The sequence below is a fragment of the Sedimentitalea sediminis genome, from assembly GCF_042687825.1.
Taxonomy (GTDB): Bacteria; Pseudomonadota; Alphaproteobacteria; order Rhodobacterales; family Rhodobacteraceae; genus Sedimentitalea.
On sequence record NZ_JBHUQE010000028.1, the window covers coordinates 18,123 to 33,880 of the forward strand.

The 15,758-nt window shown below is 63.3% G+C and carries 13 protein-coding genes; 10 read left to right on the forward strand and 3 right to left on the reverse strand.

The genetic code is table 11. The annotated features are described in order from the left end of the window. Window positions 1–180: 180 nt before the first annotated feature. From ACFMPD_RS16020 to ACFMPD_RS16030, 3 genes are all read left to right on the forward strand, one after another. A complete protein-coding gene (locus tag ACFMPD_RS16020; RefSeq protein ID WP_380996577.1) occupies window positions 181–1,143 on the forward strand; it encodes an acetyl-CoA carboxylase carboxyltransferase subunit alpha in 963 nt (320 codons plus the stop codon). A 133-nt stretch (window positions 1,144–1,276) separates the two neighbouring features. Next, window positions 1,277–2,350, forward strand: a complete 1,074-nt coding sequence (gene pheS / locus ACFMPD_RS16025; RefSeq protein ID WP_380996579.1) for a phenylalanine--tRNA ligase subunit alpha — start codon at window positions 1,277–1,279, stop codon at window positions 2,348–2,350. 123 nt (window positions 2,351–2,473) lie between these two features. Further along, window positions 2,474–2,881, forward strand: coding sequence for a (R)-mandelonitrile lyase (locus ACFMPD_RS16030; protein WP_380996581.1), 408 nt, complete (start codon window positions 2,474–2,476; stop codon window positions 2,879–2,881). 48 nt (window positions 2,882–2,929) lie between these two features. Here ACFMPD_RS16030 and ACFMPD_RS16035 read toward each other — a convergent pair whose 3' ends face one another. Then, entirely contained in the window at window positions 2,930–4,330 is a 1,401-nt protein-coding gene (locus tag ACFMPD_RS16035) for a PGAP1-like alpha/beta domain-containing protein (protein WP_380996583.1), read from the reverse strand. Window positions 4,331–4,603: 273 nt separating this feature from the next. On the opposite strand from ACFMPD_RS16035, the gene ACFMPD_RS16040 reads away from it, so the two are divergent. The 6 genes from ACFMPD_RS16040 to ACFMPD_RS16065 all read left to right on the forward strand — a co-directional run bounded on the left by ACFMPD_RS16040 (window position 4,604) and on the right by ACFMPD_RS16065 (window position 12,655). Continuing rightward, window positions 4,604–8,737, forward strand: coding sequence for an AAA family ATPase (locus tag ACFMPD_RS16040; RefSeq protein ID WP_380996585.1), 4,134 nt, complete (start codon window positions 4,604–4,606; stop codon window positions 8,735–8,737). A gap of 10 nt (window positions 8,738–8,747) precedes the next feature. Beyond that, window positions 8,748–10,298, forward strand: a complete 1,551-nt coding sequence (locus ACFMPD_RS16045; RefSeq protein ID WP_380996588.1) for a B12-binding domain-containing radical SAM protein — start codon at window positions 8,748–8,750, stop codon at window positions 10,296–10,298. Window positions 10,299–10,690: 392 nt separating this feature from the next. Further along, entirely contained in the window at window positions 10,691–11,128 is a 438-nt protein-coding gene (locus tag ACFMPD_RS16050; RefSeq protein WP_380996590.1) for a helix-turn-helix domain-containing protein, read from the forward strand. Window positions 11,129–11,217: 89 nt separating this feature from the next. Beyond that, entirely contained in the window at window positions 11,218–11,625 is a 408-nt protein-coding gene (locus tag ACFMPD_RS16055; RefSeq protein ID WP_380996593.1) for a hypothetical protein, read from the forward strand. A gap of 179 nt (window positions 11,626–11,804) precedes the next feature. Further along, window positions 11,805–12,401 (forward strand): hypothetical protein, encoded by a 597-nt coding sequence (locus tag ACFMPD_RS16060; protein ID WP_380996595.1) that lies wholly within the window; start codon window positions 11,805–11,807, stop codon window positions 12,399–12,401. Next, the gene (locus ACFMPD_RS16065; protein WP_380996598.1) at window positions 12,401–12,655 is read left to right on the forward strand and encodes a hypothetical protein; all 255 of its coding nucleotides are present in this window, start codon (window positions 12,401–12,403) and stop codon (window positions 12,653–12,655) included. Before ACFMPD_RS16060 ends, ACFMPD_RS16065 begins: the two co-directional genes overlap by 1 nt. Before the next feature lie 289 nt (window positions 12,656–12,944). Here ACFMPD_RS16065 and ACFMPD_RS16070 read toward each other — a convergent pair whose 3' ends face one another. Then, a complete protein-coding gene (locus ACFMPD_RS16070) occupies window positions 12,945–13,748 on the reverse strand; it encodes a class I SAM-dependent methyltransferase (protein WP_380996600.1) in 804 nt (267 codons plus the stop codon). Window positions 13,749–13,814: 66 nt separating this feature from the next. Between ACFMPD_RS16070 and ACFMPD_RS16075 the strand changes: the two genes are divergently transcribed. Further along, complete coding sequence (locus tag ACFMPD_RS16075) at window positions 13,815–14,210, forward strand: RidA family protein (protein ID WP_380996603.1); 396 nt, start codon at window positions 13,815–13,817, stop codon at window positions 14,208–14,210. A gap of 365 nt (window positions 14,211–14,575) precedes the next feature. Here the strand turns inward: ACFMPD_RS16075 and ACFMPD_RS16080 are convergent, their stop codons facing one another. Further along, entirely contained in the window at window positions 14,576–15,547 is a 972-nt protein-coding gene (locus ACFMPD_RS16080; protein WP_380996605.1) for a hypothetical protein, read from the reverse strand. Window positions 15,548–15,758: the final 211 nt, after the last annotated feature.

The following is a 15,758-nucleotide window of genomic DNA, read 5'->3' on the forward strand; positions in this document are numbered from 1 at the left end:
GCCTGCTCCGATTGCCAACGGATTTCTTGTGCAGACCGGCCCGATCATTCGGCCTTGGCTGCTTGTCCGTCGGGCCGGCAGCGGCGCGCACGAGTCTTCTTGGGTCGATCCGTTGGACCAGTGTGAATTGCAATCCGCTCGGTCATTGGCCATATACGATTCAATTCATGGAGCCCGGCAATGACCCAATATCTGGATTTCGAAAAACCTCTGGCAGAGATCGAAGGCAAAGCGGAAGAGCTGCGCGCCCTGGCACGGGCGAATTCCGAGATGGATATCGCCGACGAGGCTGCCGGGCTGGACGCCAAGGCGGCCAAGCTGCTGCAGGATCTCTACAAAGACCTGACGCCATGGCGCAAATGCCAGGTCGCGCGTCATCCCGAGCGGCCGCATTGCAAGGACTATATCAGCGCTCTGTTCACCGAATTCACACCGCTGGCCGGCGACCGGAACTTTGCCGACGATCTGGCGGTGATGGGCGGGCTGGCGCGGTTCAAGGATCAGCCGGTGATGGTGATCGGCCATGAAAAGGGCAGCGACACCAAATCCCGCATCGAACGCAATTTCGGCATGGCCCGCCCCGAGGGGTATCGCAAGGCGGTGCGCCTGTTGCAGATGGCCGACCGCTTTGGTCTGCCCGTGGTGTCGCTGGTGGACACGGCCGGCGCTTATCCCGGCAAGGGGGCCGAGGAACGCGGCCAGTCCGAGGCCATCGCCCGCTCGACCGAGGCCTGTTTGCAGATCGGTGTGCCGCTGGTCAGCGTGATCATCGGCGAGGGCGGATCGGGCGGCGCCGTGGCATTTGCCACTGCCAACCGCGTGGCAATGCTGGAACACTCGATCTATTCGGTGATCAGCCCCGAAGGCTGCGCCTCGATCCTGTGGAAGAACGCCGAAAAGATGCGCGAAGCCGCCGAGGCGTTGCGCCTGACGGCCCAGGATCTCAAGAAGCTGGGCGTGATCGACCGGGTCATCCCGGAACCTCTGGGCGGCGCGCATCGCGACAAGGATCGCGCCATTGCATCGGTCAAAAAGGCCATTTCCGCGATGCTGAAGGAATTCAAGGGCATGGACCGGGCCGGTCTGATCCAAGACCGGCGCACCAAGTATCTGGACATGGGCTCCAAGGGGCTGGCGGCCTGATCGCGCCAAGTCGGCACCGGTCCTGCTGCAAACCCGCCGCAGGGTGGCGCTGCGCGCCGGTCCATCCCCATCGCCGTCTTGCAATCGCAGCATGGGGCGGCTAGCACGTCCGGAACACTAGTCGGGGGCCGTCATGGACGATCTGAAAGCCAAATATCTGGGCCAAATCGCAGATGCAGCGGATGAATCCGCGCTGGAAGCTATTCGCGTCACCGCAGTCGGCAAAAAGGGCGAGGTTGCCCTGAAGATGCGCGAACTCGGCAAGATGACGGCCGAAGAACGCCAGGTGGCCGGCCCGGCGCTGAATGCCCTGAAGGCCGAAATCAATTCCGCCATCACCGCGAAAAAGGCCGCTCTGGCCGATGCCGCACTGGATGAACGCCTGCGCACCGAATGGCTGGACGTGACCCTGCCGGCGCGCAGCCGTGGCCAGGGTACGGTACATCCGGTGTCGCAGGTCACCGAAGAGGTCACCGCGATCTTTGCCGAGCTGGGATTCTCGGTGGCCGAGGGTCCGCGTATCGACACCGACTGGTACAATTTCGACGCGCTGAACATCCCCGGCCACCACCCGGCCCGGGCCGAGATGGACACGTTCTATATGCATCGGGCAAAAGGCGACAATCGCCCGCCGCATGTTCTGCGCACCCATACCAGCCCGGTGCAGATCCGCACCATGGAGGCCCGCGGCGCGCCACTGCGCATCATCTGCCCCGGCGGCGTCTATCGCGCCGACTATGACCAGACCCACACCCCGATGTTCCACCAGGTCGAAGGTCTGGCCATCGACAAGGACATCTCGATGGCCAACCTGAAATGGGTGCTGGAAGAGTTCTTTTCGGCGTTTTTCGAGATCGACGGCATCAAGACCCGGTTCCGCGCCAGCCATTTTCCATTCACCGAACCGTCGGCCGAGGTGGACATTCAATGTTCGTGGATCGACGGACAGCTGCGCATCGGCGAGGGCGATGACTGGATGGAAGTTCTGGGCAGCGGCATGGTGCATCCCAAGGTCCTGCAGGCCGGCGGCATCGACCCCGAGCTGTGGCAGGGCTTTGCCTTTGGCATGGGCATCGACCGCATCGCCATGCTGAAATACGGCATTCCGGATTTGCGCGCGTTCTTTGATTCCGACCTGCGCTGGCTGCGGCATTACGGGTTTTCGGCGCTGGACATGCCGACCCTGCATGGTGGTTTGAGCCAGTAACGCCCCCTGCCCCGACGCGCCCACGCAAGCGGCGCCTGACCTGAATCGACCTTTCCAGTCGGCGCCTCCTCGGTCTAGGATCGCGGAACCGATCAGGGCTTTATGGCAAAAAGGGTATTGGCGATGGACATCAAGACCAGCGGGTCGCGGCCTTCGGGCGTTGGCCCTGCGGAATACTTCACCGGCAGGGTCCGGCTGGACCCGGTGATCGAAGCGCCCGAGCCTGCCCGGGTGCGGTCGCTCATCGTCACCTTTGAACCCGCCGCCCGAACCGCCTGGCACACGCATCCGCTGGGCCAGACGCTGGTGGTGCTGTCCGGTCTGGGCCTGGCGCAAAGCTGGAACGGCCCCGTTCACACCATCAGACCCGGTGACACAGTCTGGTTCGAACCGGGCGAAAAGCACTGGCACGGGGCGGCGCCGGATGTGGCGATGAGCCATCTGGCCATTCAGGAGGAACTGGATGGCTCCACCGCGACCTGGCTTGAGCCGGTGACTGACGATCAGTATTCGCCCGCCACCCCGGACTGACCCCGCCTGTCCGCTTTGGAAATTCATGCCGCCCGCGCAACGGCCGGTTCAGATCGCGTATTCCTGCGAGATGCGGCGCAGGACAGACGGCTTGACGATCTGTTTGCTACCCTTCTCATAGGGTCGTGACCGGGTGATTTCACCCGCCTTGATAGCCTGGATGATCCGATCGGTTTCGTCATGCGAGGCAACCTCGTCCCGTTCGCCCAGAACCTCGGTAACAACCCTCTCGGTGATCGCCTCGCCCGTGACAAGCTCAGCAATTTTGGCCAGGATGGGCCGCTCTTCCATCAGATACGCATGCTCGCCGGCGGGGAAATCGGTGATGTTCTCTGCTGGGGTCGAGGCCAGCGCCGCCGACCAGTGCGGGATCGTGTTGTCCCCCCCGCCCATGGCAAAGTCGATCGGCGACGGCGTCACGCCCGGCGTATAGGACGGCGGCAGGCCCGGATTCCAGGTGGCACTGACCAGCGTCGTGTTCGGCTGATTGACACGCAGATGATATACCCGCCCGCCAAGACTGCCGGACAGCGGCGCCGCCAGCATGTGCCGCACCATCAGGCCGCGCGGGATCTCGCCGGTGCGTACCCAGTTCGGATAGCGCGGGAATGTGTTGGCGCTATAGGGGTCCACAGGCAGGCCGTTGCCGGAATTGAGTACCGGATAGTGCGCCAGCCCCAATTGCTGATGCGCCTGCTGATAGGTCGGCAGATCGATCGGCAGCAGGCTGTACATGCCCGGCCAGGACGATGTGATCCGCGCCACGGTCGCGGCGGTATAGAGATCGTTGAAATATTTGACGCCGTTATAGAACCGGTCAAGCTGGCCGAAATAGCCGTAAAAGGGCGAGCCGACGGAAATCATGCCGCGCAGGTCGTCTGCCAGCTGCGGCTGACTGGAAAGCAACAGCTTGGCCACCATGCCCCCCATGCTGTGTCCGACCAGATAGGTATCGTGCAGCATGTTCTGACCGGTCAGGTTCAGCGACCGGGCCATCATCGTCTGCAACACCTGGGTCAGATAGCCGACCGAGGTCATCACCTTGCGCCGCCAGTCCCAGCCAAAGACCAGCAAGTTTATGTTCAGGTGATCGCGGAAATAGGTGATCGCGTCCCGATAAGGATGGACGAAACAGAAATCCAGATCGCCCTCGGCGACGACGATCCGATCCTGGGTGTCGAACCCGGCATCGTCGATCGGCAGCTGATGCGCTTCGCCGAACAACAGTCCCAGATCCACCCAGATCACACGGCGAAAAGCGCTGATCGGTTGCGGCGTACCGTTGAACGCGGACCAAGACTGGTGCAGCGCCGACCCGAGGCCGCCGGGCAGCAAAATGATCGTCGGCCGGGCGGGATCGTAGCTTTGAAAGAAGTCATCCAGAGACTTGTGCAGAAAGCCCATCGTCTCGGTGTCGATGGCGCCAAAATAGGCATTGGAGTCAGGCATGACAAAATCCCCTTCGAAAAGGAAAGCAAAAACGAATCGTAAATCTTTAGCTGGTGCTCCAATGATCCGGTGATTTCCGATTTCGGTCAACCCGCACGAGAACTGAACGCAAGTCACACAATTCACCTTATTTTCCCTTCGCCCCGCCCGGGACCACGGCCGAACCGGTCGGGCCGCAGGTGGATTGAATTTTGTGGTGACCACCAATGATGCTAGGCTTGGTGTGGACAATTCCCTTATTACGCGCGCCTATTTTTTAGAACAGTAAGGATTATGATCGGTTCACAATACCTCCCTCCGGCCCTGCTGCAGTGGTCGCGCATCCCATTTGACGGTGCAACGACACCTTGCATCGAGACCTTTGACGGTGCGGTTCTGATTGTGGATATTTCCGGTTCGACGGGCCTGACCGTGCGGCTGTCCCGCCTTGGCGTCACCGGTGCGGAACAGATCAACCGCGTGCTGACGCGGTTCTTTTCGGACCTCGTCATGGCCATCGAAAAACACGGCGGCATGGTATTGGGCTACGAGGGCGACTCGGTGATTGTCGGCTGGCGGGCGACCGAAGATCAGCGGCGCACCGCGCCCCTGCTGGCCTGCTGCGCCTGCGCCACCGAGGTCCGGCGCAATTTCAGCCCGCGCCAGGTCGAGGGCCAGACCCTTGACGTGCGGATCGCGATCGGCGCCGGCAGCATTGACCTGATCCACCTTGGGCACCCGGACCGGCAGCTGTTTCTGCTGCCGGCCGGTGACGCGCTGGAAGAGGCCACTCGGCTGACCAACGAGGCCGGCCCCGGAGAGGTGCTGATTTCGCCATCGGCGGCCGCCCGCGTCCAGGCACAGTTCCGCACCGAGGCGCGCGATGACCGCGTCGCCCGCCTGATCGACGGGCGGGGCGGTGGTACGGGCTTTGCTGAAACGCAATATGCGATAAAGGCCAGGATCGATCCGTCTGCTCTGCACGCCTATCTGCTGTCCCCGGTGCGTGCCCGGCTGGACTCGGCATTGCTGGACTGGATGGGCGAACTGCGCCGGGTCACGATGTTGTTCGCCCAGTTCGAATTGCGCGGTTCCGAACGGGATCTTGCGGCAGTGAACGCCACGGCGGTCCGGGTCGAAGAGATTGTTCGCCGGCAGGGCGGTGTGGTTCTGCGCCTGGCCCTGCGGCGCGGCCTGCTGGTGATCGACAGCGCCTTTGGCCTGCCCGGACAGGCCGACCGCAGCGAGGACTGGCGCGCAATCGCGGCGGCGATGAGATTGCAATCACTGGCGCATGAGGACGGGTTCGGCGCTTCGGCCGGCATCACGGCGGGTCGGGTGTTCTGCGGCCCGTTCGGCGCGGCGCATTGCCGGGATTACACCGTCATCGGCGCCGCCGTGAACCTGGCGGCGCGACTGCGCGATGTTGCCGCCGGGCGCATCCTGGCGGATGAGGCGGCTCAGGAGAACAGCCTGCGGTCGATCCGTTTTGACGGCCCTTGGCCGGTGCATGTGTCCGGCATCCGGCAGCAGATCCAGACCTATATCCCGACCGGCCACGCGGCCCCGGACCCACCGCCCCTGAGCAGTCATTTCGTTGGCCGCCACGCCGAGCGCAGCCTGTTGGACACGCTGCTGCAACAAAGCCGCAGCGGTACCCGGGTGGCCATGATCCATGGCGAGGGCGGCATTGGCAAATCGACCCTTGTCGCGTCCTTTCTGGCCGGCAGCCCCGACACCCGCGACCACGTCGCGCGCGGGGTGGCCGATGCGCTGGACCGTCAGACGCCCTATCTGGCCTGGCGGCGTATTCTGCGCAACTGCCTGGGCCTTCCTCCGGACGGAACGCTCGGCGAAACCGACACGACCGGCATGTTGGCGCGTCTCGCGCCCGCGATCGGCGATACCGACTTTGCGCCGCTCCTGAACGATATCATCGACCTCAACCTGCCCGAAACCCGCGCCACCGCCAGCATGGCCAGCAATGTGCGCGCCGAGAATCTGCGCCAGTTGACGCGGCAATTCCTGCTGTACGAGATGCGCGAGAAGATCCGCGTTCTGGTGATCGAGGACGCGCATTGGCTGGATGACAACTCGCGCGCGCTGCTGACCGATATCATCCGCGCCGCGCCACCGCTGCTGGTGCTGGTCACCGCGCGCAACCGTCAGGTGCTGATGGCCGAACTGACCGGCCTGGCGGACAAGGATCGCGTTCTGCACGACATCCCGTTGGCGCCGCTTGGCGAAGCCGCTATCGTCGAATTGGCGCGCCACCACTTTGGCGATGACCACCTGTCCGAACCGCTGCGTCAATTCATCGTCCAGACCAGCGACGGCGTGCCGCTTTTTGTCGAGGAACTGTGCCATCTGGCGGCCGCTATGCCCAGCGACCGGCTGCCGGGATGGGCGCAGGACAGCGACGGCGTCGAACTGCCCAAGCTGCTGGAGGCGGCGATCCTGCGGCGGGTGGATTCGCTGGCGCCCAACACCCAGCGGGTTCTCAAGATCGCCAGCGTTCTGGGCCTGCGTTTCAACCCCGATCAACTGGCCCGCCTGGCGCCGCTGGTGGATAGCGGCATAGACGTTGCCGCGGCAATCGAACGAATTCTCGAACTGCGTCTGTTCCAGCGCGACAAGGATCACCCGACCGACCTGACCTTTCGGCATCAGATCATTCGCGATCTGGTCTATGGCGGATTGCTATCCGAGCAAAAGGTCGAGACCCACGCCGCCGTCGCGCAGGCGCTTGAGGCGCGATCGGGTGCGGACACCATCGAGACCCTGCCGCTGTTGCTGAACCACTGGCGCCTCGCTGACGACGCCGCCAAGGTGGCGACCTATCTTGAACGTGTGGCGGCCCTGCGTCTGCGCCAGTTCGACAATGCTTCGGCGATCTCGTTGCTCTCCGAACTGATCGAACGTCTGTCGACCTCGGATCTGCCGCGCGACCGCATGCGCGACGCCCGCTGTCACATCATGCTGGGTATTGCGCAGCGCGGCCTCGGTCAGATGGCCGAGGCCGAAGCCGCGTTTCGCATCGGGCTGGCCAATCTCGGCCTGCCGCTGCCGCTCAGCCCCGGCGCGGTGGCTCTGGGGCTGGCCAAGGAGGTCCTGCGCCAATGCCGCCACCGCCTCTGGCCACGCCGGATCGCCATGGACGGCACCCGCCCTGCCGGCAAAGACCTGCTCCGCCCGGAGCTGGCTGCACAGGCGCATGAGATGCTGATCCACATCTTCTATTTCAGCGGGCAGAAGAAGCGGCTGCTGCATTCCGCGCTGTCGGCGGCGAATTTCGCGGCCGATCTGGGGGTGGCGACACCCTCGCTGGCGATCAACACCGCCGGACTGGGAGCGATCTGCGGCGTCATCCCGCTGCGTCGGCAGGCCCGCTACTATCTGCGCCGCGCTTCGGCCCTGGCCGAGGCCGTCGACGACCCCACGGCCAGCAGCCGGGTGGCGCTGTTCTCGGGGCTGTATGACACCGCAATCGGCCAATGGAACAGCGCGCGCGATGCCTTTCTGGACGGGCTTGCGGGGGCGGATACCATCAGCGACCATCGGTTATGGTGCGAAAACGCGGCCAGTTTCGAACTGATCTGTTCACCCTGGGCGCTGACACCGGCCTTTCGCGATGTTCACGTGTGGGACGCGCTTGTGGACCGGCTGGAAGAGACCAGCTCTGCCCGCCACGATATGCAGGCGCTGGGCTGCGCCCTTCTGGGCCGGCTGCGCGGCAACCGCTGCATCGGGCGGCAGACAGCGACCGAAGAAACCCTGGAACGGCTCGAAGAACTGATGGACGCAAGCCCCCGCGAATTAGAGTTGGTCCACTATGTCGAGGCTGCCGGCGTGCTGGCGATCACCGCCTGCGAGGCCGGACAGCCGGATGCGGCAGCCGCGTGGATCGATGTGGCGCGTGAGGACCTGGCCGATCTGGACCCGGGCATGAAATCGCGGACCCTGCCGGCACTGGTGGCCGTCTTTGACGCCTGTCTGTCGCATGTCACGCACAATTCACCCGAAACCGCCGATGACATCATCGGGCTGGCCAGCACGGCGACGCAGAAACTGCGCGTCTTTGCCCGTGTCTACCCGATTGGGCAGCCCTATCTCTATCGCTGCAAGGGCGATCTGGCCGCCCTGAACGGAAATCTCAGCGCCGCGGCCCGGCACTGGCGCATCAGCCTGACCAGAGCCACCGATCTGCAAATGCGCATCGCCGCCGCTGCCGCCGCCCAGCGGCTGCAATCGGTCGCGGGCACCCACACGACCCCGATAACCGAGGAACCGGCCCTGGTCGGCCGTCTCGATACAGACGGTCCGGCGATTCAGGACATTGTCCAGCGGTTCTTGAGCACAGCCGACACGCTGCCCTGGATGACCGGACCGACCGAACCCCATTCGACCACACCGCGCCGCATTTACTGAGGTCATTTTGATGAAGACGTTTTCCCGCAAACCACGAGTTCTCGTGGTCATCGCCCATTTCGACGAGATGCGCCAATATCAGGGACGCCCGAACTTTTTTCCGCAAGGCGTCGGGCATGCCTTTCTCGCCGGGGCCTTTCATCGCGACCGGGTCGACATCCGGCTGCATTCCGAAGTGCATGGCGGCCCGCTGCAGGATCTCGAATTGCTGGCATGGCCGGATATGGTGGTGTTGACCGGCGTGACCGCTGCGCTGGACCGGATGCGGCACATCACGGCCCATGTCCGGGCGCTGGCACCGCATGCGGTGGTGGTTGCCGGCGGGCCGGCCGTGCGCTCTCTGCCGACCCTGACCGCTGAATTCTTCGATTTCGCCTGCGAGGGGGATATCGAAGAGCTTCGCCGGATCGCAGGCGACGTGCTGGGCACGGACTGCGTCGCCCCCGAGATGCTGCCGCGCTTTGACCTGCTGGGCTGGAAAAGCCCGGTCAACTATGTCGAAGCCAGCCGCAATTGCAATTTCCGCTGCTCGTTTTGTGCCCTGACCGGCGAAAACCGCAAATTCAGGGCCTATTCAACGGATTATGTCGAACACCAGATCCGCGTTCAGCCCAAGGGCCGCTACGTCCTGTTCATCGACAACAACTTTTACGGCTGCGCCCGCGGCGTCTATCGCGCCAGGCTTAAGATGCTGGAACGCCTTTGGCGCCAGGGGTTGTTCAAAGGGTGGATCGCCCTGGTCACAAACGATTTCTTTGCCCGCGAACAGAATGTGCGGGACGCAAAACAGGCCGGTTGTGTCGGGCTGTTCAGCGGCGTCGAGAGCCTGGACCCGGAACAGCTGGCGAAATACGGCAAGCGGCAAAATCTGGCCGTTCCGCAACTTGCCGCCATGGAGATGTGCCTGTCCGCCGGACTGGTCTATCATTTCGGGCTGATGTTCGATCCGGCCAGTCAGCGGTTGTCGGACATGCAGGCACAGCTGGATTTCATCATCGATCACGACCGCGTGCCGATGCCCGCCTTCATGAGCCTGACCATCCCGCTGCTGGGCACCCCCGAATTTCACCGCTGTCTGTCCGAAAGAGTGCTGCTGCCAAATGTTCGGCTGCGCGACATGGACGGCGTGACGATGGTCACACGCCCGCGCGACCCGACGCCAAAAGTAATTGATTTTGTTAGAAAAATAAACGATCTCAGTTGGGCACGGCGGCGCATCGCGGCGCGCTCGGTGCGGTTTCTGCGGCGCTATTGGGACAGCCTGTCCGGACCGCAGATGCTGAACCTCATACTGCAGGGTCTGCGCCTGGGCCTGCCGGGGTTCGGGCGCAACAACATCAGCCTGCTGCCGGGACGGATACGGGCCGAGCCGCGCACCTACTGGTCGCCGACCCAGCCGCTGGGCCAACTCTATGAGCCGCTGATCGATCTGCCTCGACATCTGCGCGGGCATTTCGAGCCAACCCTGGTCACCGATTCCGCCGGCGACCTGCACCCGTCGCTGACAGCCGATCTGGGTCGGCACACATACGACGCTCCCCGGCAAGTGCCGGCGCTCTAGCCGGGTGACGGCGGATGCGAAGGCTTTGGCTTCGGTCGGAAAACCATCCGGCAAACGCCAAGGGGCCCCAGGAGGGGGCGGCACGGCCCGTCTCGGGGGCCGGACCGAGGCCTTGCACGTTGCAGCGGCCCCCGGACATACAGGGGGCGTTCCACCCGGCGAAACCTCCTAATATACTGATCGCACATCGACAATTTCGAAAACGACCCCTCTGATCCACCCCGCGAACGTTCTGCCCCTGGGGCGGTGGATAGAGGTCAACCGGCACGACACGATGCCCTATCTCAAGGCCGCCGATCTCGGCTAGGGGTATGCCCTGTCCACGCTTGATCCTGTGCCGATCCTGAATGGCATCGAGCTGTTGACCAGCCTGGTGCGCAACCATGGGCCGGATGTCCAAACTCGCGATTGCCATTGATGGCTGGGCGGCCCACAACCCGTTCCGGACCGTCGCGCGTGACCATATGGCAAACCCATCAGCGCAAGAGAGCGCACCACTTGCCGAGGACCGTCCCCTTGCCGCCTCGATGCGGGCGGTCATCGCCGCCATGCTGCATGACGGCGAACCCGGTATCGAACGGCTTGCCCGGGCCGGCGAAACCAGCGTGCGCAGCCTGCAGCGGCAACTGGCGCGCGAGGGTGCCAGCTTTTCCGAACAACTGGATATCGTACGGCGCAAACCGCTGTTGTCGCATATAGGATCCGAGGACCTGTCGCTGGCGGAATTGTCCGAAAGGCTGGGCTATTCAGAGCAGTCCGCGCTGGCCCGCGCCGTGCGGCGCCTGACCGGACGCACACCGTCGCAACTGATCCACGAACGCACCGCTTAAAGCGAAAACCGGTACACCGTTTTTTGGGCGCGCAACGTCAATTTGCCTGCTGATCCCGCTGGTAGGTCTCGTACTGGACATCGGGTCCGGTGGCGATCGCGGCGAACGCCCAGGAGAGTGCCAATCGGGCCAATGGACCAATTCCCGGCGATCTGTCCGGGATCGCCGGGGAATGGAACTGCGCCCCTAGACCGGAGACACCGGGGTATTTCAAGTCGCTCAACGGTGCAGAGGTAGCCGATGCCACGCGCAGCCAGTTGTATCCCTGCGCCAGTTTTCTGGGCAGCATGGACGGGCCGGACAACGTCTACGCCTGGCACGCCGGCGGCAGCTATCAGGGTGTTCTGTTCATGGCCAACCGCTATCCCGGCGAGTTGCACCTGACCGGGGCAACAACCCGCCGGCCCAGAGCAGGTGCCGCCCGGACCCTGGGTGGCCAAGGTGGACGCGACCACCGGCTGGGAAATCCGGCGCATGGGCCGGCGCGGCGAACCTGAACATCCTGTCCGACGGCACCATTCCCATCGCCTTTGGCAACCATCTGATCAAGCTGCACGGCGATACGGCGCCTCCCCTTCGCTGGAAGGGAGCGACAGCGTCACCGACGACATCCATCAGGACGACATCAGCGCCGGGTCGACCATTCGTATCCCCGGCAAACCGTTGCAGCCGTGGTTTGACGCCAAACGCCGGTGAAACGAAAAGCACGGGCCGTCTGACCTTTCGGATCGAAAACCGCTCGACGCTGAGCACCGATATGCCCCCCTCGAATCTGAGCAACCAGTTAGGCAGCGGCACGCTGGTCGGTACGGGCTTTGGTGACGACAGCAGCGCCAACCTGTCGGAACTGGCCTGGTGCCAGGCCCTGCTGGACGGGCGCCTGCGGTTCATTGTCGGCAAGATCAGCAGCGTCGGGTGGTATGGCGCGCATGCACTGTCTCCGCCAAAGCGCGGGTTTCAGAACACCGCTCTGCAGGCCGGCAACACCCGCGCCTTTCCCGGCCGCAGCATCGGGGGCGGCATCGCCTATCAGTTCACGCGGAAATTCGTGGCCCCGGCAGACATTTACGATGCCAATGCCAAGACGACAGACAACCCGCTCGATACGATCAGGCAGAAAGAGCTTCTGAAATCCGTCGAATTCCGCTGGTATCTGACCACGCCGGAGCGGGCCCGCTGGCATCAGATGCGCGTCAACCTCTTGCATCAGGACGCCCGCAAGCAGGCGGTGTGCCGGAACGCTATGGCGCCCATCTGGTCGCCAGCAAACTGATGCTGGATGACAGGGTCAGGCCATTCCTGATCGCGGGCATTTCCGACGGCAACGCAATATTGTTCAAGAAAGACGTCGCCGTTGGCATCGGTTTCGGGTTTGACACCACGGCCAGCAAGGCGCGCGACGTGCTCGGCATCGGTCTTGCCTGGGGGAACCCTCCGGTGACGGGTTGCAGGAACAGGTTACCGGAGAGATTCATTCTCGGTTCCAACGTCTGGACAACATCGCCATCACCCCGTCTCGCCAGATGATCAAGAACCCGATCGCCAACACCGGCAGGACGACCGCCACTGTTGTCGGCCTGCGCCCGCGCGCAACGTTCTGAGCCGCAACCTTTTCCGCCCCCAGCAACCGCGCAGGTGCAGTGGGTGGCAGGGCATCGCGAGGCCTGTCCGGTTTGCCCCGAAAGGCGTCTTTCCATTGACCAGCCGCGCCCTTGCCCGGGCCGAGAACTGTCCTTCGCCCGACATGTATTGACGATCGTTCGTCGCTTGTGGCGCTGGCGGCCCGGACCATCTGCGCTCGCCCCGGAGAAAACCGTTAGACGGGTCTGGGTGCCCTGACCGCCCAGGCCCGGGCGGGCAGAATGATGGGACCGTCGGTTCCCAGCTTGCCTGCCAGGTGACGTTTCAGTGCCATGCGCTGGTTCTCTGGCAGGGTTGAGCAGTATCCCGGGGCCGGTCCTGCGCCCAAGGTGAACGGGTGCCAGAAAGCGTCGAAATCCGGGAACCGGGTTTCGATCTGGATCGGGGCGACCGTGGCGCCGGCAATGCCGGCCTGATCACATAGCTGCGTCAGCCCATCCCGCGTGCAGAACGGAAACCGCCTGCCTTCGTCCAGTTCGGCGGCTTTCGGGTCGATCTCGGCAGCCGCCTGCCAGAAAGCATCGATAAAGCCCATCCCGCCGCCCGGATAATCCCAGACATAAAAGGACAGCACCCCGCCGGGCCGCAGAGCACGGCACATCTCGGCCAGCGCCGCCGGCTTGTCAGGAATGAAATTCAGCACAAGCGCCGAGGTCACGATATCGACCGAGGCGTCGGCACATGGCAGTCGCATCGCATCCGCCACCCCGAAGGTCACGCGGCCGTCCGGTGTTTCCGCCTCGGCATGCGTGACGAAATCCGCGGATTGATCGGTCGCCAGAACCGATTTCGGCGCTGCCAAGGACAGGATGGACTGGGTCAGCGCCCCGGTGCCACACCCCACCTCCAGCCAGTCCCTGTCAGCGGGCGGGTTCAGCCAGCGCAGGAACTCGGCGGCGACCCTGCGGCTCCAGCGGCCCATGTAATGCTCATAGCTCTGCCCCGCACTCCAGGCATCGAATTCAGTTTGTGTCGCCATCCGTTCCTCCTAGAGTTCCGGGTGCGCGGACCTGCCGGTCCACACGCAGCCAAAGAGGATCATAGCATGAATCTTGACCGAGAACTCGTATCCAATGGTAACCCGATGGAAGCCGTCGTTGGGTTTTCCCGTGCGGTACGCGTCGGGCCATTCGTCTACGTTGGCGGCACCGCTCCGGTCGATGCGGACGGAAAGACCGTCGGCATCGGCGATGTGGCCGCGCAGACCCGGCAATGCATAGGAATCATCAAGACTGCGCTCGAACAGGCCGGCTCGGGCCTGCATCATGTGGTCCGCACCCGGGTCATCCTGACCGATATCGACAACTGGCAGGCGGCGATCGACGTGCGCAAGGAGTATTTTCGCGAAGTGCGACCGGTCGACACGATCATGGCCGTTGACCGTTTTGTAAACCCCGAATGGCTGGTCGAACTGGAAGCCGATGCGGTGATCAGCGATTGACGGATCAGGTGGCACGGCCATCACGATATCCCGTTTTGAACGGGCACAGCGACGCCGCATCGCGTCCGTCCCGGGTCACGCCTGCAGCGTCGGACGGCACGGGCCGCCAGCCAGACAGGCACGAACAAGACGCGGCTTACGCAGCCCGGTGAACAGCTGTGGCATGGCCCCAATTCCGCCGCACGAAGTGCGAGCGGGATGGGTTGCTTTGACGAACAATCAATCGCGGCTGCGAGGGAAAAAACCGCGGTCCGTCATTCGTGGACTAACGACCGCCACCGGCCCGAAGCGGCCCCACAACTGGTTGTGCCTGAGATTGTAGCCATCATCGGCCAGGTCCGCCCAAACATCATCAATTCCCCGCGTCAGGATGTGAGCGCCCGGCGTTCCAGCACTGTTTCAATCACCTGCTGCCACTTTTCCGCGGCCTCCAGATCACCGTCCTGGGTCAGTATTCTTCTAGCGGCAACGGCATGTTGTCCACGCATTGCCTCAACGCCAATGCGGTTGCACTCCAATATGCCGCCGAAAATCACCGCGCGGATGCACTCCGCCCGAGTCTCGCCCATGTGCGCCCGAAGGTCCGGCCAAACCTCGTCTTCCATGTATCGCAAGGCTACCCGTTCGTCAGACAGGTCCTTACCCCACTCCCGTGCGCCGGAATACTCGATCGCCAACAGGCCGGTTTCCTCCAGCAACTCCTGACAAAACTCATTTCGGTCCGCGACCCATTCAGCCTCTTCCATGACATAGCGATAAGATTGCTCATCCATCTTCAGGCGATGATCCACTTCTCTGATAATTTTGAACCCGATCTTGCGCATCGTCTCTTCGCTGTGAGGGTCGCCCTCAAACGCAACGCTGCCCACCTCGAAGGACTGCACGCCAGCATCGCCTGCCGCAGTTTCGCGCGGGGCGGACCCGTCTTGCCTGGCTTGCCGCCGTTGCGGTTTTTTCGGTGTGACATGCCCCATCACCTCGGTACGACCCTCATCCTTGGGCCTGACCGAGATCATCGTGCCCCCTTGCGCTGCGCGGGCGAAAACAACGAAATACATCTCACCATCCACCAGCATATGGGTCGAGGCTGCGTCCTTCTCAGGGGCCCTCGCCCCCTTGGACACCGCATAGGATCGCGCCGCCTCGAAAAACAGGTCACTCGACAGCGCTTGATCCAGCCCCTTTGACACCATTCGTTTGACACGGCTTTCAACGGCTTTGTCTCGGCGGCTTTTGTGCGAGGCCACGAAATAGATCAGCCCACCGATCACCAGCAGCCACGCAGGCGGGAAAATGAAACCGACAACAATCAGGCCAAGGGCCGCAAGGAGCAACATCAAAGTTTCCTTTTGGCCGAAAGCATAAGGCGAGGATAATGTAAAAGTCCTTACCGAACATGGCAGGCGTGCACAACAAAATGGTGCGCAGCATCGGGCCGGTTTTGTCGAGAACAGCGATTATTCCCAGCGACTTAGCGAATCCCGCTCGCTGCGTATTACTGCCGATCATCGGCAGTAATGCACCGGTCAATCTGGGCTCATGGGCCAA

Excerpts from the sequence above, each read along its gene's own strand:
- ACFMPD_RS16050 (WP_380996590.1), top strand. The coding sequence starts at position 10,691 with ATGTCCAAACTCGCGATTGCCATTGATGGCTGGGCGGCCCACAACCCG.
- ACFMPD_RS16030 (WP_380996581.1), top strand. The coding sequence starts at position 2,474 with ATGGACATCAAGACCAGCGGGTCGCGGCCTTCGGGCGTTGGCCCTGCG.
- pheS (WP_380996579.1), top strand. The coding sequence starts at position 1,277 with ATGGACGATCTGAAAGCCAAATATCTGGGCCAAATCGCAGATGCAGCG.
- ACFMPD_RS16040 (WP_380996585.1), top strand. The coding sequence starts at position 4,604 with ATGATCGGTTCACAATACCTCCCTCCGGCCCTGCTGCAGTGGTCGCGC.
- ACFMPD_RS16035 (WP_380996583.1), bottom strand. The coding sequence starts at position 4,330 with ATGCCTGACTCCAATGCCTATTTTGGCGCCATCGACACCGAGACGATG.
- ACFMPD_RS16075 (WP_380996603.1), top strand. The coding sequence starts at position 13,815 with ATGAATCTTGACCGAGAACTCGTATCCAATGGTAACCCGATGGAAGCC.
- ACFMPD_RS16080 (WP_380996605.1), bottom strand. The coding sequence starts at position 15,547 with ATGTTGCTCCTTGCGGCCCTTGGCCTGATTGTTGTCGGTTTCATTTTC.
- ACFMPD_RS16065 (WP_380996598.1), top strand. The coding sequence starts at position 12,401 with ATGCTGGATGACAGGGTCAGGCCATTCCTGATCGCGGGCATTTCCGAC.
- ACFMPD_RS16020 (WP_380996577.1), top strand. The coding sequence starts at position 181 with ATGACCCAATATCTGGATTTCGAAAAACCTCTGGCAGAGATCGAAGGC.
- ACFMPD_RS16045 (WP_380996588.1), top strand. The coding sequence starts at position 8,748 with ATGAAGACGTTTTCCCGCAAACCACGAGTTCTCGTGGTCATCGCCCAT.
- ACFMPD_RS16070 (WP_380996600.1), bottom strand. The coding sequence starts at position 13,748 with ATGGCGACACAAACTGAATTCGATGCCTGGAGTGCGGGGCAGAGCTAT.